The sequence below is a fragment of the Acinetobacter lwoffii genome (genome assembly GCF_024129435.1).
In the GTDB taxonomy this organism is placed as follows: Bacteria; Pseudomonadota; Gammaproteobacteria; order Pseudomonadales; family Moraxellaceae; genus Acinetobacter; species Acinetobacter lwoffii_F.
In genome coordinates this window covers 38,959-62,856 of sequence record NZ_JAMXXN010000013.1, presented here as the reverse complement: position 1 = coordinate 62,856, position 23,898 = coordinate 38,959, and the positions used below count along the sequence as shown (strand labels likewise).

The window sequence follows — 23,898 nt, the reverse complement described above, 5'->3', positions numbered from 1 at the left end:
TCGGTGCTCTTTTTTGTAAGGTGACCGTATATATGACAGTCTTGTCATTAAAATGAAATAAAACCGTCATAATCTTGGGCCAACTTTTCAGCAGTGCTGAAATCTCCTCGCGTATAGGTTTGTTTTTATGACAATCGAGATTTTGATGGTGATCGGCTTCTGTTTGGCCGCTTACTCTATTGTCGGAAATGATGTACCTCAAACCCTAGGGACATTTATTTCTTCGAATTCACATCGCCCATGGTGGGTATTGTGGATTTATATCAGCTCAATTTTAATTGTCGTATTGGTCTATGGTTGGTATGCATCTGGGGTGGGTGATGCCTCATACGGTCGTTTAGAAACGATTCCTTTCCCTGAAGGTGGCATTACCTGGCTGTACATTGTGCCGCCAATTCTGCTATTGATGCTGACCAAATACGGGATTCCAGTCAGTACCACTTTCCTGGTGCTTACGATTTTCTCTCCCGCCAGCTTAGGCTCGATGATGGTCAAATCGATGATGGGCTATGCGGTGGCCTTTGTGGTGGCGATTGTCATCTATCGTTTTGTGGTCAAGCAGCTGGCACGCCATTTTGCCAAGACACGTCATCAGGAACACTCCAAGGTCTGGATGGGCTTGCAGTGGGTATCTACCGGTTTCCTGTGGAGCCAATGGCTGATTCAGGATCTGGCCAACATCTTCGTGTATGTGCCGCGTCAGGTACCGTTTGAATTCCTGATGTTTGCGATTGCGGTATTCGTAGTGTTGCTGGGCGTGATTCTGTATCAACGTGGTGGGGCCATCCAGAAAATTGTCGATACCAAAACCGGTGTGACCGACATTCGTGCTGCGACGATTATCGACTTCCTGTATGCCATTATCCTGTTGATCTTCAAAGAGTGGAGCAATATTCCAATGAGTACCACTTGGGTATTCCTGGGATTACTTGCAGGTCGTGAATTTGCCATGTCGATGATTCTGGATGAAGTCAATAAACATCGTACGTCACGCAATGTCAGTGCAGATGCCATGAAACTGATGTTTGGTCTGGCTATGTCGGTCATTCTGGCAACGACTTTGCCGATGTTTTATGAGTTTGTGACGAATTATGGTCAATAAGTCCTGATATTAAAAATCCAATAAAAAAGCGAGCCAGGTGCTCGCTTTTTTATTGCTTGAGAAGCTTAGACTACAAATCTTTGCGGATGGCCTAAATTGGTTAAAGTCGTATAAATTTCTTCTTCGTGTTCACAAATGATCAGTTTGGCACGATGCTGTGGCGGTAAAAAACCATCTTCAACGGCGCGGTCCAGCTGCGCAATCAAGGCATCATAGAAGCCATTCACGTTATAGAGCATCATCGGTTTCTGGTGCTGGTTTAGCTGACCCCAAGTGGCAATTTCCAGAATTTCCTCAAACGTGCCCAGTCCACCTGGCAAGGCCACAAAGGCACAGGCCCGCTCGGCCATCATAGCCTTGCGTTGATGCATGCTGGTCACCACATGTAATTCGGTGAGCTGGTTATGGGCAATTTCATAATCCAGCATAAATTCAGGAATCACCCCTACAGCTTCACCGCCATGCTGGATCATGGCATCCGCGACCTGTCCCATCAAGCCAATACTGGCGCCACCGTAAACCAGCCCGAAACCATGTTCTGCCAGTCCTTGCGAGAGATGAATGGCTTTTTCTAAATAAACCGGTTTGTTGCCTGCACGTGAACCACAATAGAGAGCCACTAGAGGGCGTGTTGTTTTTGGGGAGTTTTCTTTAAAATAATCTGTCATTTGAATTACGCTTTGCATTTATTTTCTTCACCTTATCATTTTTCTTTCTTGTGACTATAGCTTAATTAATAAATATGACAATTCTGTGAGCAGGGACATTTTCACTGCAATAGGGCTCAGCAAAATTCATCGATAAACAGCTATGAAAACAGGTGAATTTCAAATTGATCTTGATATACTGAAAATTGGTTTCACAACAATAGAACGACGATGGGTAGTGGTAGTTGGCCGTTTAACTTTATAAATCTACGCCAAATAATTGATCTTATTCAATATAAAAAATTCTGTTTTGCTGTGTCACAGCGTCAGGTGATTCCATGCTGCAGTCCTGAGCTTCAGGAGCCAAGCGTATGATCTTTGAATGGATGTCAGACCCTTCAGCCTGGGTCGGTTTACTCACGTTGATTGTTCTTGAGATTGTACTCGGGATCGACAATCTGGTTTTCATTGCTATTTTGGCGGAGAAACTGCCACCAGAACAACGTAATACGGCGCGGATTGTCGGCTTGATGCTGGCCCTGCTGATGCGTTTGATCTTACTGGCCTCGATTGCCTGGGTAGTGACCCTCACTGATCCACTATTCCACATCTTTGATCATGCTTTCTCGGGCCGCGATCTGATTCTATTGTTTGGTGGGGTGTTCCTGCTGTTTAAAGGCACCATGGAACTGCATGAGCGTCTGGAAGCCAAACCCGTCATCAAAGAAGAAAATCCGGTCCATGCGGTATTCTGGATGGTGATTGTCCAGATCGTGGTGCTGGACGCCGTATTCTCATTAGACAGCGTGATTACTGCGGTTGGTATGGTCAAAGACCTGTCAGTGATGATGATTGCCGTGATTATTGCCATCGGGATTATGCTCTGGGCATCCAAAGCTCTGATGGATTTCGTCAACAGACATCCGACCGTGGTGATTCTGTGTCTGGGCTTCCTGATGATGATCGGCTTCTCGCTGGTGGTCGAAGGCTTCGGTTTCCATATTCCGAAAGGTTACCTGTATGCTGCAATTGGCTTCTCGGTGATTGTCGAATTTATTAACCAGACCATGAAACGCAATCAGGAAAAAATGGTGACCACCACCGACATGCGCTACCGTACTGCTTCTGCCGTAATGCGGATGCTGGGTGGTAAACCTGCTCAGGACAATGATTCTTCTGAGCCGGAAGATGTTCTGGCGACACGTGCCTTTGCTGATGAAGTCTTTAATGATGAAAACGGTATTTATCACAGTGTCATGGTGCAGGGGGTACTGGGTCTGTCGGAACGTCCGGTCAAGTCGGTGATGACGCCACGTCCTGAACTAGAATGGATTGATCTGGACAATGAGCCCGACAGTATCAAAGAACAGTTATTGCAAATGAGCCATTCACGTCTGATCGTGGCGCGTGGTGAGCTGGACAATATTGCCGGTGTGGTACTGACCCATAAAGTTCTGAACGAATATATTGAAACCGGGGTGCTGGATTTTGAAAAGCATTTACGTGAACCGGTTATCGTGCATGAAAATGCCCAAGTCTTGATGGTAATGGAACAATTGCGTCAAGCGCCATTACAAATGGCCATTGTCCTGAATGAATATGGTTCGATTGAAGGGATTGCCACCCCAATTGATGTACTGGAAGCGATTGCCGGTGAATTCCCGGATGAAGATGAGTTGCAAGCCGCCGCAGAAAGCCTAGAAGATGGTAGCCTGATTCTGGATGGTTCTACCGATATTCGTCATGTTTCGTTGCTGCTGGATCGTGATCTGGTCAATGAAACTGAGGAATATTCGACTTTATCTGGCTATGTGTTATTTCATATGGCACGTTTACCACATAGCGGTGAAAAGTTTGAAGCAGATGGGCATATCTTTGAGGTCGTCACCATGGACGGTCATAAGATTGATAAAGTGCATATCATTCCGCAGCTTCCTGCACAGGACTAGACTCTAGCCAATGTTTGGCCTGTAAAGTTTGCTAAAATAGCCCGCATTGTCGGGCTATTTTTATGGAACTGAAATGTCAGAAGCATGTCCATGTGGACAAGGCGAATATCACAGCTGTTGTCAGCCGCTGCATGCAGGTAAACAGATCGCAAAAACTGCGCAGCAACTCATGCGTTCCCGTTATAGTGCCTTTGCCAAGCATGAAATCGATTACATCAAAACCACGACCGCACTGGGGCAGCAACAGGCGCTGGACTTGCAGGCAATTAGCGATTGGAGCAAGGCCAATCAGTGGTTAAAGCTTGAAATTGTTCAAGCCAATGAAAAACTGGATAAAAATCATGCCTTAGTTGAGTTTAAGGCACATTATTATGATGGCAAGCAGGCACAGGTTCATCATGAAGCTTCGCATTTTGTGAAGTTTGAAGGTCGCTGGTATTTTCTGGATCCGACTACAGACCAGACCATCACCATGAAACAGGCCTGCATTTGTGGCTCGGGGAAAAAATTTAAGCAATGTTGTGGCGGATTCTTATAACTTTCACACAGATTTAGCTTAGAATAGCCGCCATCTCATAGCCTCAGGTGGAAGCAGGGCGATGTTACTGACCGTCATCTATATTATTGCAATTACCGCTGAAGCCATGACCGGGGCGCTGTCCGCTGGCCGGCGCAGCATGGACTGGTTTGGCGTGATGATTATTGCCTGTGTTACTGCACTGGGTGGTGGTTCGGTCCGCGATGTTCTGCTCGGACACTATCCCTTGACTTGGGTCAAACATCCCGAATATTTGGTGCTGACCTGCTGTGCCGCCTTCGTCACCATTCTGATTGCAAAATGGATGCGACAGTTACGTAATGTCTTCCTGGTGCTGGATGCCTTGGGCCTCATTGGCTTTACCATTATTGGCTGTCAGATTGCCCTGGAAATGGGACATGGTTTTGTGGTCAGCGCCGTCGCGGGTGTTTTGACTGGAGTGTCTGGCGGGATTTTGCGTGACATTTTATGTAATGACGTGCCGCTGGTGTTCCGCCGTGAACTGTATGCCAGTATTGCCTTTGTTTCAGTGATCTTTTACTGGCTCTGTAGTCACTACGGCTTGTCGCAGGATTTGACCATTCTGTCTACCCTGACTTTTGGTTTTAGCTTACGTCTGATCGCCATCTATTTTGGTCTGGAAATGCCAAAATTCATTTATAAAGATGATGATGAGCACTCGGCATCTTCCAAAGACGAATCTTAATTTTTAAATGTATGAAGTGCGGCAATAAAAATAGCCGCATTCAACTCAATTCGTAGTATAAAAAATATAAAGCAGCCCACCTGTTGAGAAAGCAGCATCTCCCGTTCCACCTGATCAGAGATTTTTGTTATGGATTTAGTTTCTCGCATACAACGCTTACCGATTGGTAGGTTTCACTACACCTTGCTGGTGGTGATTGGACTGGGCTGGATGTTTGATGCGATGGATACCGGATTGATTTCCTTTATCCTGGCCAAAATGGCTGAAGACTGGCAGATGACTGCGGATCAAAAAAGCTGGGTAGTGTCGATCGGTTTTGTCGGCATGGCGATCGGGGCGATTTGTTCAGGTGGCCTGGCAGACCGTTTTGGCCGTAAAACAGTCTTTGCTGCGACTCTGGTCATTTATAGCTTGGCCACGGCAGCCTGCGCTTTTGCACCGAATCTGACTTGGCTACTAGTATTCCGTTTTATTGTCGGTTTAGGCTTGGGTGGTCAGTTACCCGTGGCCGTAACGCTGGTCAGTGAATATATTCCTGCACATGTGCGTGGCCGTTTTATTGTCTTGCTGGAAAGTTTTTGGGGGCTAGGCTGGCTGGTTGCGGCGCTGGTATCGCGCTTTGTTATTCCTGATTTTGGTTGGCAAACTGCTTTCATGATTGGTGGCCTGCCTGCGCTGTATGCCATTGTAATCTGGAAAATGGTACCGGAATCTATTCCATTCCTGATTAACCGTGGTCGTATAGAGGAAGCTTCGGCACTGGTCAAAAAGATTGAGCGTCAATGTGGCGTTCAAGTCTATGAAATTTTTGAAGTGAAACCCGTTGCAGAGAAGCAGAATATTTCATTTTCACAGTTATGGTCGGGTATTTTTGCACGCCGTACGCTTATGCTATGGCTGATCTGGTTCGGTATTATTTTCTCTTATTATGGCATTTTTACCTGGTTACCAAGTTTACTGGTCAAAGAAGGTTATAGCATTGTCCAGTCATTTGAATATGTGCTGATTATGATTCTGGCGCAGTTGCCCGGTTATCTGGTGGCGGCATGGCTGGTCGAAAAGCTGGGTCGTAAGCCGACTCTGGCCGGCTTTATCGGTATGTGCGCGATCTCGGCCTATTTCTTTGGCCAGTCGGGTAGTGTTACTGAAATCGTGATTTGGGGCTGTCTGATGTCCTTCTTTAATCTGGGTGCCTGGGGCGTGCTCTACACTTATACCCCGGAACAATATCCGACCAATATCCGTGCCTTTGGTTCAGGCTGGGCTGGTGCAGTAGGCCGGATTGGCGGTATCGCGGCACCTTTTGCAGTAACCCATCTGATGGGCATGCCAAACGGTTTCAGCTATGTCTTTACCATGTTTACGGCAGTTTTGGTCGCTGTCGCGATTGTGATTCTGGTCCTGGGTGAAGAAACCAAAGGCAAGACCCTGGAATCGATGGGCTTATAAAGGGAATGAATTTTTAGTTGCTTAGGGCCTATAAAGTGGATATTTTTAGGCCATAAGACACAAATTGTCGCGCTGAACGATTTGATGCCCTTGTGTCATCTACAGCCACGACTTAGCATAAGAAACATTGATACAAAAACGAATTATTTAGGACTATAGGTTGTTATGACAAGCCTTGCGCATCATGCGACAGAAAACCGCTCCGTAGCAGAATTTACCGAACAAGCTTATCTGAATTACGCCATGTACGTGATTATGGATCGGGCACTCCCTCATATTAGCGATGGCCTGAAACCGGTACAGCGCCGGATTGTCTATGCCATGAGTGAGCTGGGCCTGAAATGGACCAGCAAACCAAAGAAATCGGCACGTACAGTCGGTGACGTACTGGGTAAATACCATCCGCATGGTGACTTGGCCTGTTATGAAGCCATGGTGCTGATGGCACAGCCCTTTAGTTATCGTTACCCGTTTATTGAAGGGCAGGGCAACTGGGGTTCACCAGATGATCCAAAGTCTTTCGCAGCGATGCGTTATACCGAAGCCAAGCTTTCCCAGTACAGTGAACTATTACTGTCTGAACTGGGACAGGGCACCTGTGAATGGCAGGACAACTTTGACGGTTCGATGAAAGAACCGGTGAACTTGCCGGCACGTGTACCGAACATCTTGCTGAATGGCACCACTGGTATTGCTGTCGGTATGGCCACAGACATTCCACCGCATAACCTGCGTGAAGTGGTCAAAGGGACGATTGCGCTAATTCGTAATCCGAACCTGACCGATGAAAAAATCGCAGAATATATTCCTGCGCCAGACTTGCCGACCAAAGCCGAAATTATCACCCCGCCTGCTGAACTGTTAAAAATTCAGACCACAGGTCGTGGCAGTTATCGCATGCGTGCGGTCTATAGCGTCGATAAAAACGAAATTATCATCACCGAACTGCCATATCAGGTCTCAGGCTCCAAAATCATCACCCAGATTGCCGATCAGATGCAGGCCAAAAAACTGCCACTGGTCAGTGATGTACGGGATGAATCGGATCATGCCAATCCAACCCGTTTAGTCATTGTTCTGCGTTCGAATCGTATTGATGCCGAATCGGTGATGAGTCACTTGTTTGCCACCACCGATCTGGAATCCAGTTATCGTGTCAATATGAACATGATTGGTGCCGATGGCCGTCCACAGGTGAAATCAATTCGTCGTATTTTGCTGGAATGGATTGAAATCCGTAAAACCACGGTAACACGCCGTCTGCAATATCATCTGAACAAGATCGAAAAACGCCTACATATTCTCGGCGGTTTGATCATTGCTTATCTGAATATTGACGAAGTGATTCAGATTATTCGTGAAGAAGATCAGCCAAAACCAGTTTTGATGCAGCGTTTTAATATTGACGAGATTCAGGCCGAAGCGATTCTAGAACTAAAATTGCGTCATTTAGCCAAGCTTGAAGAAATGGAAATGCGCCGTGAGCAGGAAGAACTGGAAGCAAAAGCGGCATTAATTCGTGAACAACTGGCCAATCCAGAATCTTTAAAAAGCCTGATCATTTCTGAACTGAAAGACGATGCCAAGAAATTTGGTGATGATCGCCGTTCGCCAATCGTACAACGTGCCGAAGCTGCTGCAATTAATGAAACTGAAATGTTGCCGGCCGATCCGGTAACGGTGGTGTTATCAGAAGCTGGCTGGATTCGCTGTGCCAAAGGTCATGAAGTCGATGCAGAAAATCTGAATTTCCGTGCGGGTGATCAGTACTTGAGTCATGCACAGGGCAAATCCAATCAACGCGTTTATGTATTAGATGACACTGGCCGTAGCTATGCCTTGGCCATCAACACATTGCCATCCGCACGTGGTCTCGGTGAGCCGCTCAGTTCAAAACTGTCTCCTGGCAGTGGGGTGGGTTTTAAACAGGTTCTGGTGGCAGAGGATGAAACTGAAATTCTAGCGGCAAGTAATAAAGGTTATGGTTTTAAAACCCAGGCCAAGCAGCTGGATACCAGTGCCAAAGCGGGGAAAGCTTTCCTGAATTTATCTGAAGGGGCAGAGGTCATGAACCTGCAGCCACTCGATGATGCCACGCATGTTGCACTGCTCAGTTCAGCAGGACGCCTGTTGATTGTCGATTTAGCAGAATTACCTGTATTGAACAAAGGTAAAGGAAATAAATTGATACAACTTGAAGATAGTGATCAAATTTTGTCCATAACAATATTGAAGCTTGATGAAATAATTCAAGTGCTTGCAGGACAACAGCAGTTAAAATTAAAAGGGGATGATTTGCGCAAATATATCGGTAAGCGCGGTGCAAAAGGACAGCTTTTACCACGCGGATATCAAAAAGCAAATAAACTGTTGATTCAAAGATAAGACTAGCATCCATCCTGCGAAATACGTTATATATGAACAACGATTCAACAAGATGGATGCAATATCGCACATATACAAGTCTAAAAATGGCGTGTGATATTGAAAAAAACAGTTGAAATACTAAGGATTATGATTGGAGAGATGGCCATTATGGAAAAAATTTGGTTTGCTGAATACCAAAAAACAGGGATTCCAGAAACAGTAGAATTACCAGCAGAAAATACTTCTCTAGTAGATGTTTTTGAGCGTAATTTCCAAAAATTCGGCTCGCGTGATGCCTTTATCTTTATGGATAAGGCTATGACTTTCAATGAATTGGAAGAGGCGAGCCGCAAGTTTGCAACTTATCTACAAAGCTTGGGGTTGGCAAAAGGTTCACGTGTGGCAGTGATGATGCCAAACGTTCTTCAGTATCCGGTTGTGGCACTTGGGGTGTTCCGCGCAGGTTTGGTACTGGTCAACGTGAATCCACTCTATACATCACGTGAACTTGAGCATCAATTAAATGACTCTGGCGCTGAAGTGCTGGTGATTATTGAAAACTTTGCTTCTGTTTATCAAGCGATTATTGGTAAAACACCGGTGAAACATGTCGTGGTAGCTTCTGTCGGTGACATGCTGGGTGCCTTGAAAGGGACACTGGTGAACTTTGTATTGCGTTCTGTACGCAAGCAAATTCCAGCTTGGGATATTCCAGGCCATGTGAGATTCAATGCGGCGTTATCTAAAGTTAATCCAAGTAACTATAAACGCCCTGAATTGACCCTTAGCGATACAGCAGTTCTTCAATACACAGGTGGTACCACAGGCGTATCTAAAGGCGCTGAACTGACACATCGTAACTTGGTTGCGAACATGCTGCAGTGTGACGGCATCTTCCAGAGTAAATTTGGTGCGCAAGATGGTCAGCCAGATGACCGTATTTTCTGTGCTTTGCCGCTTTATCATATCTTTGCATTCATGGTATGCGCACTTTACGGTATGTACAAAGGTCAGGCGAATGTTCTGATTCCAAACCCGCGTGATTTACCTGCGGTGATGAAAGAGCTACGTAAATACCAGCCGACTTTCTTCCCGGCAGTGAACACACTTTTCAATGCGCTGGTAAACAATGAAGAGTTCAAGCAACTTGATCATAGCAAATTGAAAATGGCGATGGGCGGCGGTATGGCCGTACTTCCTTCTACCGCAGCAGCATGGAAGAAAGTTACCGGAACCAATATCGTTGAAGGTTATGGCTTGTCTGAAACTTCTCCGGTGGCAACAGCAAACCCACCTGCGTCTGAAGAATTCAGTGGCACTATTGGCATTCCATTGCCATTGACTGAAGTGGCTATTCTGGATGATGAAGGCAATGAAGTTCCACTGGGTGAGCAAGGTGAAATTTCAATCCGTGGTCCTCAGGTCATGAAAGGCTACTGGAACCGTCCAGATGAAACTGAAAAGGTCATGGTGAATGGCTTCTTCCGTACCGGTGATATCGGTGTTATGGATTCACGTGGTTATGTGAAAATTGTAGATCGTAAGAAAGACATGATTCTAGTGTCTGGTTTTAACGTCTATCCATCTGAGATTGAAGAGGTTGTAGCAACTCATCCAAAAGTACTGGAAGTGGCTGCGATTGGTGTGCCAGATGAAAAATCAGGTGAAGTGCCAAAACTGTTTGTCGTGAAAAAAGATCCGTCTTTAACCACAGAAGAAGTTTTAGCATTCGCTAAAGAAAACCTGACCGGTTATAAACGTCCACGTTATGTCGAGTTTATGGATGAATTGCCAAAATCAAACGTAGGTAAAATCCTGCGTAAAGATTTACGTAAAACAGCCTAATACCTATAAGAAAAAAAAGCGCCGTCAGGCGCTTTTTTTGATTTGGACTTTTTATTTTTTCATTAACCAGCGATCAAAATAAGGACGACCTACACCAACTACTCCCAAGAACATAAACATGGTGCCAAACTGGCGAGTAAATCCGGTTTGATTAAAGCTGCCATAACTTAGAATGTTATCGACCAAGCAATACACCAGAATCGCGACCAGCCAGTGCCAGAGAGGCATACGCTTGATACCGACGAAATAAAAGGCAATCCATAAAATGGCAAAGGTGAAGATTGGTGACCAGATATTCATATTGGCACAAATGACAGCCATCAGAAATGCCACAATCGGTAGGACAATTTTTAATACGCGATCCACTTGACGTTGATGCTGGCGTTGTTTCTCGAGGACATCGAACATTTCATTTTGATCAGGCGCGACCATAGTGAATCCTTAACAAGTAATAAAAAGCACTCTATTTAACAAAATTTATTCACGAAATGCCATGCTATGATAGAGATAAAATTTTCATGAGAAAAAACAGATGCACAGCATTAGTGGGGTTATTTATCTCATTTTGGCCGCTTGTCTTTTGCCTTATGTGTTTACATTGATTGCAAAAAAATCAGCAGGCTTCAGCAGCAAAGACAATCAGAATCCACGGGCATTTTTAGAAAAGTCTTCAGGCTTGGCCAGTCGCGCCAATGCTGCCCAGCAGAATAGCTTTGAAAGTTTGCCACTCTTTATTGCTGCGATCTTGATGGCAGAGTACATGGTGATATCACAAGATTTGGTCATGATTTTTGGTGTGGCTTATCTGGTTTTTCGTGTGTTGTACGGAATCTGCTATCTGGCCAACTGGGCGACTTTACGCTCTATCGTATGGTTGCTCTCGATGTTATGTCCTGTGACCTTATTGCTGCTGATCATCAAGTTGGTTTAAGTCATCAGGTCTGCGGACATATTTACAGTTCGATATTTTAAAATCCAAAAAAATCTTTAAAAACCGTTATAATTGTCGCGGTTTTTTAAAAGATATAACTTGTTAAAGAGTGATGCTATGAGCTACAGCAATATCCCAGCGGGTAAAGATGCGCCAAACGATATCTATGTGATCATCGAAATTCCTGCAAATGCAGCACCAATCAAATACGAAATCGATAAAGATTCTGATGCGTTATTTGTAGACCGTTTCATGGGTACAGCAATGTTCTACCCAGCAAACTACGGTTATGTACCAAACACACTATCGCTTGATGGTGATCCATTAGACGTACTGGTTGTAACGCCTCATCCAGTAGAGCCAGGTTCTGTGATTCGTTGCCGTCCTGTCGGTAAATTGAACATGGAAGATGACGGTGGTGTTGATGCGAAACTGGTTGCAGTTCCACATGACAAACTGACTCCAATCTACAAAGATGTTCAGGAATATACTGATCTTCCTCCATTGTTGATCAGCCAGATCGAACATTTCTTCCAGCACTACAAAGATTTAGAGCCAGGAAAATGGGTGAAACTCAGTGGTTGGGAAGGTGCTGATGTTGCGAAACAAGAAGTACTGGACTCAATTGCTGCTTATGCAGAAGCAAATAAATAATTGCTTTTTATCGTTCAGGTTTTAACTTTTTAAAGCCTGGAATAAAAAAACCTGCACAATGTGCAGGTTTTTTTATGGCTTGAAACTCAAGTGAATTAGAATAATTTCACAGGAATGTCTAACCAGATACGCCATTCATTAGTGTCACCAATGTAGTTTCCGTATTGGTATTCATCACTCGCACGGTAGTATGAGTGACGTACACGTAAGCTAGTGTCTTTAGCAAAACCAGATTGAACTGTATATTTTACCTGATTAAAGAATTCACGTTCTTGAGCATCACTAGTGATTAATTGAGAGCGATCATTTTGATTAGCAACATCAATATCCCAACCATAAACAAATGCAGAAGTCCAAGATAGGCCAGGAACATTCATTGCACCGAAATCATAAGTGTATTGAAGCTGTGCTGATTTTTCATCATTACCAATGAAGTCAGACAGGTATGAGTTCGGCATATAAATGGTTTGATGACCATCACCTACACCTTTACCTAAACCATAGTCATAACCTGTATTACCCGTATTTTGTTGGTAAGCAAGCATGACATTGTGTGGGCCTTTATTATAGGTCGTAGAAATTGCCCAAATATTGTTGCTTAAGTTATTAAAGTCATCAGTTGTATGTGAGTATGTATATGCACTGACGTCGGATTTTTTATCCCAATCAGTATGATAGCCACTAAAGTCATGAGTTAAAGTACTACCATTCGCCAATGCATAACTATAATTGGCATTGACATAATGACGCTCTAGGCGGTCTTTAATGTCTGTACCATAATAAGAAGCATTAACTGCATCATTAAATTTGTATTTTGCACCCCAAACTACTGCGCGATCCAATTCATTACCATCAGATTTGATCTGGCTTGAACGCTGGTTTTCAGTAAATTTACCAGCAACGAGGCTTAAGTTTTCGATTTCATTACTTTCAACCAATACACCTGTAAAGTATTCAGGTACTAAACGCGCAGTATTGCTTGCAAGTACAGGTAAGTCTAAAACCTGAGTACCATAAGTAGCAGTCGTGTTTGAAACACGTGCTTTTACATATGCGCCGCCACGTGCCCAGTGATCATAAGCTGAACCATCGGGATGTTGAGGAATCATGTCATTACCGGCATGTGCATTTTCACCCAATTTGAAAGATGCATCACCAATGATACCCGCACCAAAGCCGACTACACCTTTGGTAAAACCAGAGTCTAATTTAACGATCGCAGTTTGAGCAGCTGAGCTTGTATCATTAACAACTTCACGTGCACCGGTTTGATTGTCGTTATAGTTGATTTTATCGCGGTGCAAATAACCGGTACGGAAAAGTACAGAACCTTCTGCATCTTCTACAAAACCTTTCGATTCACTTTGCTCGCTAGCGAAAGCAGTAGAAACCAAAGCAGCCTGAATCAAAACTGCTAACGTTAATTTTTTTGAATTTTGCATTGGGAAGAGAGCCTTATACAAATTGATCGGAATTTTTTAGGAATTGTATAAGAATTGCTGAAAAAATGTCATTTTTTATTGGATATATTCCACTAAAGTTTAGATTTTTTTAACTCAAATTAAACAATAGCAAGGATTTGAGGTGGCTAATTTCTAACCTATCGGTAAAAAGTTAGTAAAAACATAGTTCTATTGGAAGATATAAATGATATTTCTGAAGTAGTGAAATGAACGTGATCAGCTTGTTTATTTTAGAATGTGCAAAAAAAAGTGATCAAAAATTACGCACTATTTTTCAGCACAAATTTTATTCATTACAAAAATAGAATCAAAATGGGGCAAATTGTAAATGATTATGTATAAGTATTAAAAAAGTGATGAAATACCCTTAAATACATTTATTTAAAAGAAAACCTAGATAATTCAGTTTTTTATAATTCAAATTTTAAATTAAAAACAATAACTTAAATTTTATTTATATTTTTAGATTTATTATTTTGGTTCCTTTTATCCAGATTGGCATAGCTCTTGCAAATTTTGAGCTTGAGTTTAATCAATGATCATAAAAACGTCTCAGACGATCTGGGGGAGCCACACAATGAAATTAACATTAAAAGTATTATCTCTTGCTTTATTGGGCGCTGTATCTTCTTTTTCTTTTGCCGAAGAACCTGTTGCTGAACATACGGTATCTGGAAATATAAGCGTACTTTCAAGCTATAACCTGCGTGGTATTACTAACATTCCTGAAAATAGCGGCGCTACCTTACAAGGTGGACTCGATTATAACCATGCGTCTGGCTTCTATGCAGGTTGGTGGGGATCTACGCTAGATTACACTTTGTCTGAAGAAGGACGTGATGCTTTCGAAAATAACTTCTATGCTGGCTATAGCCACGCAGTCAATGATGACTTAGGTTTAACGATCGGTACGACTTACTACTATTATTATGAATCTGATGTCAATTCTGATGGATTTGAGCTGTTACTGGGTATGAGCTATAAAGATTTGGGTGTTACAGCACAAACTCTTCTCGAAGATACCACTTGGGGCAATGCGGGTGATACCTATTTAAAAGCCACTTATAGCTATGCTTTACCACAAGATTTCAGCTTGGATACAGCTTTAGGCTTATACGCTTATGAAAAATCAGGTGACTTTATTGAAGGAACTACAGAAAGTTTTGGTTTCCGTCATTTTGACATCGGTTTAAGCAAGCCACTTGGTGACACAGGTGTAACTGCAAGCATGAATTATATCTTGGGTGGTTATGATCGTTTTGATGAAAAACAAAAGAATAAAGTCGTATTCGGGCTCGGTTATAGCTTCTAATTCTCTTTAGATAAAAAGGCGACCTTAGGTCGCCTTTTTTTAATGATCTAAATCTGCTGCTGCCCGCGATAAGACAGGGCCTCCGAAAGATGCTGACTTTGAATATCTGGACTTTGATTTAAATCGGCAATGGTGCGTGCAACACGCAAGACCCGATGATAGCCGCGCGCTGATAAATTCAGTTTTTGCTGAGCCATTTCAAGCATATTCTGAGCAGACTGATCTAATGCGGCATATTGCTCTAACTGCTTTGGACTCAAACTCATATTCAAGGTATTTTGTCGTTGCATCTGAATTTCATAGGCTGCAATGACGCGTTGTCTAACCGTTTCTGAGTTTTCTGTAGGTCGATTGTCCTGTAATTCATGCGCTTGTAATGGCGGTACATCAATATGCAAATCAATCCGATCCAGCAACGGGCCTGAAATCCGGTTCTGATAGCGTTTAATACTTTCGGGTGAACATTGGCAGCGGATATCTTGATTGAATGCATACCCACATGGACATGGATTCATGGCAGCCACCAACTGGAAATTAGCCGGAAAGGTAATTTGGCGTGATGCCCGGGAAATGACGATTTCCTTGGCTTCCAAAGGCTGACGTAGAACCTCCAGCACTTTGCGGTCGAATTCAGGCAGTTCGTCCAGAAATAAAACCCCTAAATGTGCCAGGGTAATTTCTCCTGGCTTGGGGTGTGAGCCGCCACCGACCAATGCCACCGCAGAAGCAGTATGGTGTGGTGCTCGAAACGGCCGTTGTCCAAAAGGGTGATTGGCATTCGCCACCGAATAAATACTGGCCACTTCCAGATTTTCCTGCGTCTTTAAGGGCGGCAAAATACTGGCCAATCGAGAAGCCAGCAAGGTCTTGCCTGTTCCGGGTGGGCCTCGAAACAGCAGGGAATGACCACCTGCCGCAGCAATTTCCAAGCCACGCCGTGGTCGTAATTGTCCTTTTACATCCGCCAGATCAAACTTATAAAAATGGTCTGTATTGAGTGGACTGGCTTCTATTTGCGGTAAGCGCTGCGCTTGGGAAAGATGTTCACACACTTCTTTTAAATGATTGGCTGCAAAGACTTTAAAGTCTGGGAGCTGACAGGCTTCCTGTGCATTGGGGCCAGGCAAAATCAGTTGATGCTGGTCACTTTGACAGGCAATGGCAATACTTAAGGTGCCGCTGACAGGACGTAATTGACCATCGAGGGCCAATTCTCCAATAAATTCAAGATGCTCGGTGCAATTTTCAGGCAGCTGCCCAGAGGCCACTAAAATACCTAAAGCAATCGGTAAGTCCAGACGTGAGCCATCTTTTGGCAGATCTGCAGGGGCCAGATTAATGGTCAGACGTTTGGTTGGAAATTGAAAGCCGCTATTCAAAATGGCAGAACGGACCCGGTCTTTACTTTCACGTACCGCCGCTTCGGGAAGCCCCACTATAGTGAGCGAAGGCATACCCGAACTGACATGAACTTCGACTTCAATTAAAGGCGCATGCAGGCCCAGCAAGCCTCGCGTATAAATTTTGGCAAAAGACATTATTATTGTTCCAATTTGGTGCGTTATTTTTATAGTTCTGGTGTCTTTTATGCACTGTAGTTGTGCTTATTTTTTGTTCGAAATTCTCTCTTCTAATGCTTCCACCTGTTTGAGCAAATCATTCAGGCGATGATTGGCATTATTTAGGGCAGTACGCTGACGTTCTATTTCTTCTTTAGACACCAAATCCATTTTCGCCACAGCTTCATTTAACAAGGCACGGATATTATGTTCCACATCTTTCTTAGGTTGTTCGACTTGCTGCAAAATTGCTTGTAATAAAGTTTCAATCATTGTCTGATCCATCGCCGTAGAAAGGAACCGACAGTTTAGCATTGCTAAAATGCAGACTATAGTATTTCAGACAAAATATAGACTTATTCGATTAAAGATATTGTAAAAATCCACATAAAAAATGTCTATTTTTTGAAGATTCAAAGCCTTTATCCGTATAAAATAAGGTATAAATAAACCATATGCCGGGCTTTCTAATTTCCCCCGACCTTAGGAATCTTGGCATGAAATTTGAACGTAAAACCTTACTGGTGAAATAAGCCGAAGGAAAACAAACATGAAGCTCGTAACTGCAATTGTAAAACCTTTTAAATTAGATGATGTTCGCGAAGCATTGTCTGAAATTGGTGTTCAAGGCATCACTGTAACTGAAGTGAAAGGCTTTGGTCGTCAAAAAGGCCACACTGAACTCTATCGTGGTGCTGAATACGTTGTAGATTTCTTGCCGAAAGTCAAAATTGAAATCGCGATTAGCGATGAAATGGTAGACGCGGTGATTGAATCTATTACTCGTGTGGCGAGCACTGGAAAAATCGGTGACGGAAAAATTTTCGTGACTAACTTAGAACAAGTCATCCGTATTCGTACAGGTGAAACAGGTGCAGACGCTGTCTAACTTGGCACGAAGTTTGCTGAGTACCTAATAACTCACAAAAACTTGGTTGGGGGATACGAATGAAAAAAATGCTACTCGCGTTCGGCATGGCCGGCGCTCTTTTTGGTGGTTCTGTTGCATGGGCTGAAGAAGCTGCAACAGCAACAACACCGACAGAAGAAATTGTGCTTGTTGAAGAAGCAGGCGATACAACAAATACAACAACAGACACTACAGCAGCAATTGCTGAAGCAGCGCCAGTTGAAGCTGCAGCACCTGCAGAAGAAGAACCAACGCTAGATACCGGCGATACCGCCTGGGTTTTAACTTCTACCGCTCTAGTTTTACTCATGACCATTCCTGGCTTGGCGCTATTTTATGGCGGTATGGTCCGTAAGAAAAACGTTCTGGCGACGATGGCACATAGCTTTATTGCTGCGGCGGTGGTCAGTATTGCATGGGTGATTATTGGTTATACCCTCGCTTTCGGTGAAGGCAATGCCTTTATAGGCGGTCTGGATAAGTTCATGCTGGCCGGTATTACCACAGAGGCGCTTTCAGGCACGATTCCTGAAATCCTGTTTGTGATTTTCCAAATGACTTTTGCCATTATTACGGTTGCCATCATCAGTGGTTCGATTGCAGAACGTATGAAATTTGGTGCTTTCGTTGCTTTCATCGCACTTTGGGTGGTGATTGTCTATGCACCAATTACCCACTGGGTATGGGGTGGTGGCTGGTTAGGTAACGACGGCGCGCTTGATTTTGCAGGTGGTACGGTTGTACATATCAACTCGGGTGTTGCCGGTCTGGTAGCAGCGTATATGCTAGGCAAACGTATGGGCTTGGGTCGTGAATCTATGGCACCGCATAACCTGACGCTTACTGTAGTTGGTGCATCTTTGCTTTGGGTAGGCTGGTTCGGTTTCAACGGTGGTTCTGCATTAGGTGCCAACGGTTCTGCAGGCTATGCCTTGATCGTGACTCAAGTGGCAGCAGCGGCCGCAGCCATCTCTTGGTTAATCACTGAAAAACTGGCACGTGGTAAAGCTTCTGTACTGGGCGGCGTATCAGGTGCAGTTGCTGGTCTGGTGGTCATTACTCCAGCTGCAGGTTTTGTGACTGTAGGTGGTGCATTGGCGATGGGTCTGATCGGTGGTGTGGTGTGTTTCTGGGGGATTACGGCACTGAAACGCGCATTGAAAGCCGATGACTCTTTAGATGCTTTTGGTCTGCATGGTGTAGGTGGTATTGTCGGTGCGATTTTAACGGCTTTCTTTGCCAGCGAATTCATCATGGGTGACAATGCCCCTGCCAATGTCATGCATCAGCTTTGGGTGCAAGTGGAAGGTGTACTGGCGACAATTGCTTACTCTGCGATCATGACCTTCATTATCCTGAAAGTCATCGACCTGATCATTGGAATCCGTGTGGCATCTGATGATGAGCGTATGGGTCTGGATTTAAGCCAACATGGCGAACGTGTCGAATAATAACAAATACACCATAATCAATATATAGTGTAAAACAGCCCGAATGGGCTGTTTTTTTTCTATATGTTGCGTAAAACTCTACAAAGTTTGTAATTTTTGCTACACTCGGAATCCATCTGGATTTGTTCAATTAAACCGCTATGCATTGCCCATTTTGCAATACTGCAGACAGTAAAGTGATTGATTCACGCCTGGCAGCTGAAGGCTGTCAGATTCGTCGTCGCCGTGAATGTGTCAGTTGTAATGAACGCTTCACTACCTTTGAAAGCTATGAAGTGGTGATGCCGCGCGTCATCAAGTCGGATGGCAAAAATGAGCCTTTCGATGAAGCCAAACTACGTCGTTCCCTGATGCATGCCTTGCAAAAACGCCCGGTGACCCAGGAGCAGATTGAAACAGTGCTGAGCGATATTCAGCTACAGATTCGCCGTCTGGGTGAGCGTGATGTGAAATCTCGTACTATTGGTGAAATCGTGATGCAGTCTTTATTCGCACTTGATCATGTTGCTTATGTGCGTTTCGCTTCGGTCTATCAGGATTTTCAGGATGTTGAAGCTTTTCGTCATCAGATTGAACAGATGCAACAACGAGAATTACAAGAATAAGCATGGCTGAACTGAATCAAGATCAAGTCTGGATGCGCCGGGCCATTGAATTGGCACGTCAGGGGCAATATTCCACCAAACCGAATCCGAATGTCGGTTGTGTCATTGTTAAAGATGGCATCGTGATTGGTGAAGGTTTTCATCCCCAAGCCGGCCAGCCACATGCCGAGGTATTTGCGCTGCGTCAGGCCGGTGAAAAGGCACGTGGTGCAACGGCTTATGTGACTTTAGAGCCTTGTGCGCATTATGGCCGGACGCCGCCTTGTGCCAAGGGTCTGGTTGAAGCAGGCGTGGCAAAAGTTATTGTTGCCTGTCCTGATCCCAATCCGCTGGTGGCTGGAAAGGGCGTACAGATCCTGAAAGATGCGGGCATTGAGGTAGACGTTGGCATCTGTGAAGATGAAGCGCATCAGCTGAATCAAGGTTTCCTGAAGGCTATGGCAACCGGCCAACCGTATGTGCGTTTAAAAATTGCCTCAAGTCTGGATGGCCGTACTGCGATGGCATCGGGTGAATCAAAATGGATTACCGGTGTAGCAGCACGTCAGGATGTACAGCACTGGCGTGCGATTTCAGGCGCGGTGATTACCGGGATTGATACGGTTCTTGCGGATGACTGTGAACTGAATGTGCGTCAACTGGATGGCGTTGAAGAGATCAAGACCGTGGTGCAACCGAAACGGATTATTCTGGACCGTCAGGGACGTCTGCCACTGAGTGCAAAGATTTTAGCGCAACCTGAAACAGTGATGGTGATGGGGCCATTTCGTCAGGAGCTTGCAGACCTAGGTGTGCTACACTTGCCGGTACAACCTTTATCAGAATTATTAAAGCAACTGGTTCAACAGCATCAGATTTATGATGTGTTGGTGGAAGCAGGGGCGACCTTATCTACGGCATTTTTACAACAAAAATTGGTTGATGAACTGATCAGTTACGTTGCACCGACCCTATTGGGTCAGTCCGCGCGTACCATGTTTAATGCAGAATTTAGCCATATGGCCGAACAACTCCGATTTAAGCTGCGCGATGTAACTCGCTTAGGTGATGACGTGCGCTTCAGGCTAATTCCTTTTCAAGAGACACTATGAGTTCAGAGTCTACGGTTTATCATAAACGTCGCCATGCGGCACGTACCACCGATGAATATCTTTTCCATCAGCTGGTTCCTTATCTGGGCAACAAACGCCGTTTACTGCATTTAATTCTGGAAGCGTTGGAAAGTACGGGAACCCTGAACCGTGCTGATGGTCGTGCTCCGATTTTTGCTGACTTTTTTGCAGGTTCAGGTGTGGTCTCGCGTTTGGCTCGTCAGAATGGCTATCGTGTAATTGCCAATGACTGGGAGCCGTATAGCCATGCGCTGAATCATGCAGTACTGGCTTGTACTGAAGCACCGGCTTTTAAAGAGCTGGGTGGTTATCAGAAAGCAATTGATTATCTGAACCGTTTGCCTGAAGTTAAAGGCTGGGTGACGCATAACCTCTGTCCACGTAATGATGAAATCTATGATCCAGCCCGTGACCGTTTGTTCTTCAAACGTCGTAACGGCATGCGTATTGATGCGATTCGTCAGCAGATTGCCGCCTGGCAGGCCCAAGGTGCAATTGATGATGTAGAGATGTCTGCCTTGCTGGCCCCTTTGCTTTATTCCGCCAGTTTTGTCAGCAATACTTCTGGTGTTTTTAAAAGCTTCCACCATGGTTGGGGCGGGAAAACTCAAACTGCACTGGAAAGGATTGAATCTTTACTGTGGCTGACACCCAGCCGTTTTTGTGAATCGGATCAGAAAAAGGGGATGGCCGCAGAAATGTGGTGTGTCGATGCCCAGCATCTGGCCAACCAGATGAGTGGTTTTGAAGTGGATGTGGCTTATCTGGATCCACCGTATAATCAGCATGCCTATAGCAGTAATTATCATGTGCTGAATGCGCTGACCTTATGGGATCAGGCCGATTTACCGACTCCGGATACCAAGGGCTTTAAGAGCGGGATTGACCGGGCATGGCGCAAAGAGCGTCCGAGCCAGTACAATTCCTCTAAATATGCCAAAGAAGCTTACGAGAGCCTGTTGGCCACCATCAATGCACGTTTCATTCTGACCAGTTATTCAACTGACGGTAATATCAGCGCTACCGATTTGTTACAGGCCAATCTGAAACGTGGCCGGGTGACCTTGCTAACCCAGGATGTGCCGCGTTATCGTGTTAGCAAACAGCGCCAGTCTGAACGTGCCCGCGTGCTGGAATTTATTGTGATTACCGATACCCACGCCAAGTCAGGTCCACCGATCCGTCAATTACTCAGCCAGCTGCATCATTATGCAGAATTGGGTGGTGTGGATACGACCGGCGTTAGTACCCAGTTGGCCCTCTGGTAAAAGAATTGAAAAGGAAATAAAAATGTTTACAGGTATTATCGAAAGCCTCGGCAAAGTCGAAAGTCTGCAAAGCGTTGGTGGTGATGTACGTTTACGCATCCAGACCGATCTGGACATGTCTGATGTACATCTGGGTGATTCTATCGCGACCAATGGTATCTGCCTGACCGTGATCGACTGGGGCGAGAACTGGTATGCGGCTGATGTTTCCCGTGAAAGTCTGAACCGGACCACGCTCGGCACCTGGAAAGCCGGTCAACCTGTCAATGTTGAAAAAGCCATGTTGCCGACTACGCGTTTTGGCGGTCATATTGTGTCAGGTCATGTCGATGCAGTCGGCGAGATCACCCTGGTACGTGAAGATGCACGTTCAATTTATTATGAAGTGACTGCACCTGCTGAAATTGCCAAATATCTCGCAGAAAAAGGCTCGGTCACAGTCGACGGCATCAGTCTAACGATTAATCATTTGCGTGGTAGCGTGATTAGTCTGAACCTGATTCCACATACTGCTGAACGTACCAATATCGGTACCTGGAAAGTCGGTAGCAAGGTCAATCTGGAAGTGGATGTATTGGCACGTTATATCGAGCGTTTATTGCTCGGTGATAAAGCCGCCCAAACCACTGAACAATCAAAAATCAGTATGGATTTCCTGGCTGAAAATGGTTTCTTAAAATAAGAGAAATGTTGATTTACTGAACAGTCTGATTGAAAAATTAGACTGTTTTTTTATTTTTCGGGATAATCAGCAGTTCAACTTGCAAATATTGCCTTGGTGGACGGGTCGAATGCTCGATTTTTTACTTAACTTGGAACAGTCATTGCCGCTATTGCTCGATCAATATGGGGTATGGATTTATGCAATCCTGTTTCTGGTGATTTTTGCAGAAACCGGTTCAGTGTTTTTCTTTTTCCTGCCCGGCGACAGTCTATTGCTGGCTGTGGGAGCTTTATGTGCCAGCAGCGATCTGGTGACCCTGCATTCGATGGGGCTGTTGTTATTCACTGCTTCGGTGCTGGGCTATAGCGTGAATTATTACACCGGAAAAGTTCTTGGCTTAAAATATTTCAATCAACATTCACGCTATTTTAAGCCGGAATATATGGTGAAAACCAACCACTATTTTATGAAACATGGCGGTAAAACTATTTTAATCGCACGTTTTATTCCCTTTGTCCGCTCATTTGGCCCTTTTGCTGCCGGTTCAGCGCATATGAGCTTTGCCACATTCAGCTTTTATAATATTGCGGGTGGCATCCTCTGGATTGGCACTTTATTAAGCATTGGCTATCTGCTCGGAAATGCTGCCTTTATGCTGGCAGATTTTTTGTAAGATGCGACATAGAAGATAAAAAAGCCCGAATTTTCGGGCTTTTTTAATGTGAAAGGATCATTTAAATATTGCGTGGCTGATCAGAAAATTCAGAATTTTTCAGCATATACTCGATTTCTTCTTTGGCTGCCGCACGCATTTTTTCACGAAGTGCATTCACGGTCTGTTCAATCACGGTTTCTGCCTCAAGTTCCAGACGTAAACGCACACTTTCTAATTCGGATAAAATGCTCTGGTCCTCAATCTGGATGCGACCTCTGGCAAAATCAAAAGTCGTCTCAGGATTTTTTGCATAACGTGCGACATAGTGCTGCACTTCAGCCTCTAGATGCGTATTTATTTCAGCGAGCGCCTGACTCTGTTCGCTAAATTTGCGCTGTTCCTCATGACGTAGCTGTTCTTGATAGGCCTGTTCTTCGGCACGTTTCTCGGCCAAGGCCTTTTCAAGCGCAAGCTGTTTGCGAATACGGGCTTCTTCAATCAATTCGGCCTTGCGCTGCGCATACGCGGCTTCGATCTTGCGTTCAGATTCCTGTTGCAAGCGCTGGTCGCGACTCTGCCATTCTTCCAAAGACGTTTCTGGTTTTAAAATATCGCAGATCCGAGAGAGGTCATCGATAAAGGTCTGACGTACAGCTTCCGGCACATTTAACCAGCGCTGTTTAAAATCGGGACCTACATTTAATGCCACGT

At 44.6% G+C, this 23,898-nt stretch carries 23 protein-coding genes; 17 read left to right on the top strand and 6 right to left on the bottom strand.

The window, feature by feature from the left end; genetic code table 11:
- Window positions 1–127 precede the first annotated feature (127 nt).
- Window positions 128–1,102, top strand: a complete 975-nt coding sequence (locus NI455_RS10000; RefSeq protein ID WP_004281025.1) for a hypothetical protein — start codon at window positions 128–130, stop codon at window positions 1,100–1,102.
- A 65-nt stretch (window positions 1,103–1,167) separates the two neighbouring features.
- On the opposite strand, the gene NI455_RS09995 is transcribed toward NI455_RS10000, so the two are convergent.
- Window positions 1,168–1,788 carry an LOG family protein gene (locus NI455_RS09995; RefSeq protein WP_004281026.1) on the bottom strand — a complete coding sequence of 207 codons (621 nt, stop codon included), beginning with the start codon at window positions 1,786–1,788 and terminating at the stop codon, window positions 1,168–1,170.
- A gap of 332 nt (window positions 1,789–2,120) precedes the next feature.
- Between NI455_RS09995 and NI455_RS09990 the strand changes: the two genes are divergently transcribed.
- The 6 genes from NI455_RS09990 to NI455_RS09965 all read left to right on the top strand — a co-directional run bounded on the left by NI455_RS09990 (window position 2,121) and on the right by NI455_RS09965 (window position 10,603).
- Window positions 2,121–3,698 (top strand): TerC family protein, encoded by a 1,578-nt coding sequence (locus NI455_RS09990; RefSeq protein ID WP_253113940.1) that lies wholly within the window; start codon window positions 2,121–2,123, stop codon window positions 3,696–3,698.
- A 73-nt stretch (window positions 3,699–3,771) separates the two neighbouring features.
- The gene (locus NI455_RS09985; RefSeq protein WP_253113938.1) at window positions 3,772–4,236 is read left to right on the top strand and encodes a YchJ family protein; all 465 of its coding nucleotides are present in this window, start codon (window positions 3,772–3,774) and stop codon (window positions 4,234–4,236) included.
- Window positions 4,237–4,297: 61 nt separating this feature from the next.
- A complete protein-coding gene (locus NI455_RS09980) occupies window positions 4,298–4,942 on the top strand; it encodes a trimeric intracellular cation channel family protein (RefSeq protein ID WP_253113936.1) in 645 nt (214 codons plus the stop codon).
- Window positions 4,943–5,071: 129 nt separating this feature from the next.
- Complete coding sequence (niaP, locus tag NI455_RS09975) at window positions 5,072–6,391, top strand: niacin transporter NiaP (protein ID WP_004281032.1); 1,320 nt, start codon at window positions 5,072–5,074, stop codon at window positions 6,389–6,391.
- Window positions 6,392–6,556: 165 nt separating this feature from the next.
- The gene (gene parC, locus NI455_RS09970; RefSeq protein WP_253113933.1) at window positions 6,557–8,776 is read left to right on the top strand and encodes a DNA topoisomerase IV subunit A; all 2,220 of its coding nucleotides are present in this window, start codon (window positions 6,557–6,559) and stop codon (window positions 8,774–8,776) included.
- 150 nt (window positions 8,777–8,926) lie between these two features.
- A complete protein-coding gene (locus NI455_RS09965) occupies window positions 8,927–10,603 on the top strand; it encodes a long-chain-fatty-acid--CoA ligase (protein ID WP_005101517.1) in 1,677 nt (558 codons plus the stop codon).
- Window positions 10,604–10,654: 51 nt separating this feature from the next.
- On the opposite strand, the gene NI455_RS09960 is transcribed toward NI455_RS09965, so the two are convergent.
- Window positions 10,655–11,035: a hypothetical protein gene (locus tag NI455_RS09960; RefSeq protein ID WP_253113931.1), complete on the bottom strand. Its 381-nt coding sequence runs from the start codon at window positions 11,033–11,035 to the stop codon at window positions 10,655–10,657.
- Between the two features lie 100 nt (window positions 11,036–11,135).
- On the opposite strand from NI455_RS09960, the gene NI455_RS09955 reads away from it, so the two are divergent.
- Both NI455_RS09955 and ppa read left to right on the top strand, forming a co-directional pair.
- Window positions 11,136–11,534 carry an MAPEG family protein gene (locus NI455_RS09955; protein WP_005101513.1) on the top strand — a complete coding sequence of 133 codons (399 nt, stop codon included), beginning with the start codon at window positions 11,136–11,138 and terminating at the stop codon, window positions 11,532–11,534.
- 117 nt (window positions 11,535–11,651) lie between these two features.
- The gene (ppa, locus tag NI455_RS09950; RefSeq protein ID WP_004281037.1) at window positions 11,652–12,188 is read left to right on the top strand and encodes an inorganic diphosphatase; all 537 of its coding nucleotides are present in this window, start codon (window positions 11,652–11,654) and stop codon (window positions 12,186–12,188) included.
- A gap of 95 nt (window positions 12,189–12,283) precedes the next feature.
- On the opposite strand, the gene NI455_RS09945 is transcribed toward ppa, so the two are convergent.
- Window positions 12,284–13,630, bottom strand: coding sequence for an OprD family outer membrane porin (locus tag NI455_RS09945; protein WP_085064600.1), 1,347 nt, complete (start codon window positions 13,628–13,630; stop codon window positions 12,284–12,286).
- Between the two features lie 598 nt (window positions 13,631–14,228).
- Between NI455_RS09945 and NI455_RS09940 the strand changes: the two genes are divergently transcribed.
- A complete protein-coding gene (locus NI455_RS09940) occupies window positions 14,229–14,963 on the top strand; it encodes a TorF family putative porin (protein ID WP_085064601.1) in 735 nt (244 codons plus the stop codon).
- A 47-nt stretch (window positions 14,964–15,010) separates the two neighbouring features.
- Here the strand turns inward: NI455_RS09940 and NI455_RS09935 are convergent, their stop codons facing one another.
- Complete coding sequence (locus NI455_RS09935) at window positions 15,011–16,501, bottom strand: YifB family Mg chelatase-like AAA ATPase (protein ID WP_004732527.1); 1,491 nt, start codon at window positions 16,499–16,501, stop codon at window positions 15,011–15,013.
- 66 nt (window positions 16,502–16,567) lie between these two features.
- On the bottom strand, window positions 16,568–16,795 hold the full coding sequence (locus NI455_RS09930) for an accessory factor UbiK family protein (RefSeq protein ID WP_253113929.1): 228 nt from the start codon (window positions 16,793–16,795) through the stop codon (window positions 16,568–16,570).
- A gap of 277 nt (window positions 16,796–17,072) precedes the next feature.
- Between NI455_RS09930 and glnK the strand changes: the two genes are divergently transcribed.
- From glnK to NI455_RS09895, 7 genes are all read left to right on the top strand, one after another.
- A complete protein-coding gene (gene glnK, locus NI455_RS09925) occupies window positions 17,073–17,411 on the top strand; it encodes a P-II family nitrogen regulator (RefSeq protein ID WP_004281042.1) in 339 nt (112 codons plus the stop codon).
- A gap of 59 nt (window positions 17,412–17,470) precedes the next feature.
- A complete protein-coding gene (locus NI455_RS09920) occupies window positions 17,471–18,883 on the top strand; it encodes an ammonium transporter (RefSeq protein WP_213686734.1) in 1,413 nt (470 codons plus the stop codon).
- A gap of 140 nt (window positions 18,884–19,023) precedes the next feature.
- Window positions 19,024–19,488: a transcriptional regulator NrdR gene (gene nrdR / locus NI455_RS09915; protein WP_004281044.1), complete on the top strand. Its 465-nt coding sequence runs from the start codon at window positions 19,024–19,026 to the stop codon at window positions 19,486–19,488.
- 2 nt (window positions 19,489–19,490) lie between these two features.
- Entirely contained in the window at window positions 19,491–20,579 is a 1,089-nt protein-coding gene (gene ribD / locus NI455_RS09910; protein ID WP_253113927.1) for a bifunctional diaminohydroxyphosphoribosylaminopyrimidine deaminase/5-amino-6-(5-phosphoribosylamino)uracil reductase RibD, read from the top strand.
- A complete protein-coding gene (locus NI455_RS09905) occupies window positions 20,576–21,868 on the top strand; it encodes a DNA adenine methylase (RefSeq protein WP_004644908.1) in 1,293 nt (430 codons plus the stop codon). The genes ribD and NI455_RS09905 overlap by 4 nt, the downstream gene beginning before the upstream one ends.
- 22 nt (window positions 21,869–21,890) lie before the next feature.
- A complete protein-coding gene (locus tag NI455_RS09900) occupies window positions 21,891–22,550 on the top strand; it encodes a riboflavin synthase (protein WP_004644909.1) in 660 nt (219 codons plus the stop codon).
- A 109-nt stretch (window positions 22,551–22,659) separates the two neighbouring features.
- Window positions 22,660–23,205, top strand: a complete 546-nt coding sequence (locus NI455_RS09895) for a VTT domain-containing protein (RefSeq protein WP_004281049.1) — start codon at window positions 22,660–22,662, stop codon at window positions 23,203–23,205.
- Window positions 23,206–23,266: 61 nt separating this feature from the next.
- Here the strand turns inward: NI455_RS09895 and blhA are convergent, their stop codons facing one another.
- Window positions 23,267–23,896: a cell division protein BlhA gene (blhA, locus tag NI455_RS09890; protein ID WP_253113925.1), complete on the bottom strand. Its 630-nt coding sequence runs from the start codon at window positions 23,894–23,896 to the stop codon at window positions 23,267–23,269.
- Between the last annotated feature and the right edge of the window lie 2 nt (window positions 23,897–23,898).

Coding starts and splice junctions, on each gene's coding strand:
- ribD (WP_253113927.1), top strand. CDS start 19,491: ATGGCTGAACTGAATCAAGATCAAGTCTGGATGCGCCGGGCCATTGAA.
- NI455_RS09900 (WP_004644909.1), top strand. CDS start 21,891: ATGTTTACAGGTATTATCGAAAGCCTCGGCAAAGTCGAAAGTCTGCAA.
- nrdR (WP_004281044.1), top strand. CDS start 19,024: ATGCATTGCCCATTTTGCAATACTGCAGACAGTAAAGTGATTGATTCA.
- NI455_RS09990 (WP_253113940.1), top strand. CDS start 2,121: ATGATCTTTGAATGGATGTCAGACCCTTCAGCCTGGGTCGGTTTACTC.
- parC (WP_253113933.1), top strand. CDS start 6,557: ATGACAAGCCTTGCGCATCATGCGACAGAAAACCGCTCCGTAGCAGAA.
- NI455_RS09980 (WP_253113936.1), top strand. CDS start 4,298: ATGTTACTGACCGTCATCTATATTATTGCAATTACCGCTGAAGCCATG.
- NI455_RS09940 (WP_085064601.1), top strand. CDS start 14,229: ATGAAATTAACATTAAAAGTATTATCTCTTGCTTTATTGGGCGCTGTA.
- NI455_RS09895 (WP_004281049.1), top strand. CDS start 22,660: ATGCTCGATTTTTTACTTAACTTGGAACAGTCATTGCCGCTATTGCTC.
- NI455_RS09985 (WP_253113938.1), top strand. CDS start 3,772: ATGTCAGAAGCATGTCCATGTGGACAAGGCGAATATCACAGCTGTTGT.
- niaP (WP_004281032.1), top strand. CDS start 5,072: ATGGATTTAGTTTCTCGCATACAACGCTTACCGATTGGTAGGTTTCAC.
- NI455_RS09920 (WP_213686734.1), top strand. CDS start 17,471: ATGAAAAAAATGCTACTCGCGTTCGGCATGGCCGGCGCTCTTTTTGGT.
- NI455_RS09955 (WP_005101513.1), top strand. CDS start 11,136: ATGCACAGCATTAGTGGGGTTATTTATCTCATTTTGGCCGCTTGTCTT.
- NI455_RS09995 (WP_004281026.1), bottom strand. CDS start 1,788: ATGCAAAGCGTAATTCAAATGACAGATTATTTTAAAGAAAACTCCCCA.
- NI455_RS09965 (WP_005101517.1), top strand. CDS start 8,927: ATGGAAAAAATTTGGTTTGCTGAATACCAAAAAACAGGGATTCCAGAA.
- NI455_RS09930 (WP_253113929.1), bottom strand. CDS start 16,795: ATGATTGAAACTTTATTACAAGCAATTTTGCAGCAAGTCGAACAACCT.
- NI455_RS09960 (WP_253113931.1), bottom strand. CDS start 11,035: ATGGTCGCGCCTGATCAAAATGAAATGTTCGATGTCCTCGAGAAACAA.
- NI455_RS10000 (WP_004281025.1), top strand. CDS start 128: ATGACAATCGAGATTTTGATGGTGATCGGCTTCTGTTTGGCCGCTTAC.
- NI455_RS09905 (WP_004644908.1), top strand. CDS start 20,576: ATGAGTTCAGAGTCTACGGTTTATCATAAACGTCGCCATGCGGCACGT.
- ppa (WP_004281037.1), top strand. CDS start 11,652: ATGAGCTACAGCAATATCCCAGCGGGTAAAGATGCGCCAAACGATATC.
- NI455_RS09935 (WP_004732527.1), bottom strand. CDS start 16,501: ATGTCTTTTGCCAAAATTTATACGCGAGGCTTGCTGGGCCTGCATGCG.
- glnK (WP_004281042.1), top strand. CDS start 17,073: ATGAAGCTCGTAACTGCAATTGTAAAACCTTTTAAATTAGATGATGTT.
- NI455_RS09945 (WP_085064600.1), bottom strand. CDS start 13,630: ATGCAAAATTCAAAAAAATTAACGTTAGCAGTTTTGATTCAGGCTGCT.